Below are 1,532 nucleotides of genomic sequence, written 5' to 3'. Positions count from 1 at the left end.
CCGCATGAGCCCGTCTAACAGTCTGGCGCCGGGGCCCGACCCTGATGGGTCACGCACTGTTGCCTTCGAGCACGCCGGTCAGAATGTTCGGTTCCCGACCGAGGCCCCCGGGCATCCCGCCGTCTACCCCTGATCTTGGTAAGGAGAGCGATCCCCGGTGGTGATGCGAGAACCCCAGGAGATCCCGGACGAGGAACACGAGCATCTCGTGGAACGGGTCGCCGCGATCGATGTGGCCAAGGCCTTCGGGAAGGTGTGCACCCGGGTGCCGCACGAGGGCAAGGCCGGTCGGCGGCTGACCAAGGTGTGGGATGTGGACGCCACCATGAATGCGGTCACCGAGCTGGGTGATCACCTGGTGTGCCAGGGAATCGAGAAGGTCACGGTCGAATCGACCGGGGATTACTGGCGCATCTGGTATTACGTGCTGGAGGAGCGCGGCCTGGAGGTGCAGCTGGTCAACGCCCGCGACGTGAAGAACCTCCCGGGCCGCCCGAAAACCGACAAGCTGGACGCGGTCTGGCTGGCCAAGCTGACCGAGAAGGGGCTGCTGCGCCCCTCGTTCGTCCCACCCAAGCAGATCCGGACGTTGCGGGACTACACCCGGATGCGGGTGGATCTGATCGGCGAGCGGACCCGGTACTGGCAGCGGCTGGAGAAACTGCTGGAAGACTCCCTGATCAAGGTGTCGTCGGTGGCGAGCACGTTGACGACCGCTTCGACCCGGGACATGATCGAGGCGCTGATCGCCGGCGAGCGTGATCCGCGGGTGCTGGCCGAGCTGGCCCGGGGCAAGATGCGGGCCAAGATTCCCGCGTTGGTCGAGGCGTTGACCGGCCAGTTCGACGATCACCACGCCGAACTCGCCACGATGCTGCTGACGCAGATCGACAGCTTGGACGCGTCGATCGCCCAGCTCACCGCCCGGATCGAGGCGCTGCTCGGGCAACTGCCCGCCGCCCAGGCACCTGAAGACCGTCACGACAGTGACGATCACGGGTCGGGTGAGCACGCCGAGGTGACCGCGATCATCCGCCAAGCGCTGAACGCGGTGAAACGCCTCGATGAGATCCCCGGCATCAGCCCGGAGATCGCCCAGGTCATCCTCGCCGAGGTTGGGCTGGACATGACCCGCTTTGCCACCGCCGAACACCTGGCCTCCTGGGCCAAGCTGTGTCCCCGCACGATCCAATCGGGGCCCAAGAGCCGGGGCGGCAAGACAGGCAAGGGCAACCCGTACCTGAAAGGCGTACTGGGCACTGCCGCAGCCGTGGCGGCCCGAACCGACACCTTCCTCGGCGAGCGCTACCGGCGGATCGTCAAACGCCGCGGCAAACTCAAGGCCCTGGTCGCCGTGGCCCGCTCGATCCTGGTCATCATCTGGCACCTGCTCGCCGACCCCACCGCCCGCTACCGAGACCTGGGAGCCGACTACCACGCCAACAAGATCGACCGGGACAAGAAGACCCGCACTCACGTCCGGCAACTCCAAGCGCTCGGCTTCACCGTCACCCTGACCCAGGCTGCCTGAC

The 1,532-nt window shown here is 66.6% G+C and carries 1 protein-coding gene; it reads left to right on the top strand.

The window, feature by feature from the left end:
* Window positions 1-163: 163 nt before the first annotated feature.
* On the top strand, window positions 164-1,531 hold the full coding sequence (locus ACTWPT_RS59915) for an IS110 family transposase (RefSeq protein ID WP_443186462.1): 1,368 nt from the start codon (window positions 164-166) through the stop codon (window positions 1,529-1,531).
* Window position 1,532 lies beyond the last annotated feature (1 nt).

It is taken from the genome of Nonomuraea sp. 3N208, assembly GCF_052245935.1.
In the GTDB taxonomy this organism is placed as follows: domain Bacteria; phylum Actinomycetota; class Actinomycetes; order Streptosporangiales; family Streptosporangiaceae; genus Nonomuraea.
Note: the sequence above shows the minus strand (reverse complement) of the source record. Positions and strands in the feature narration are given on the sequence as shown.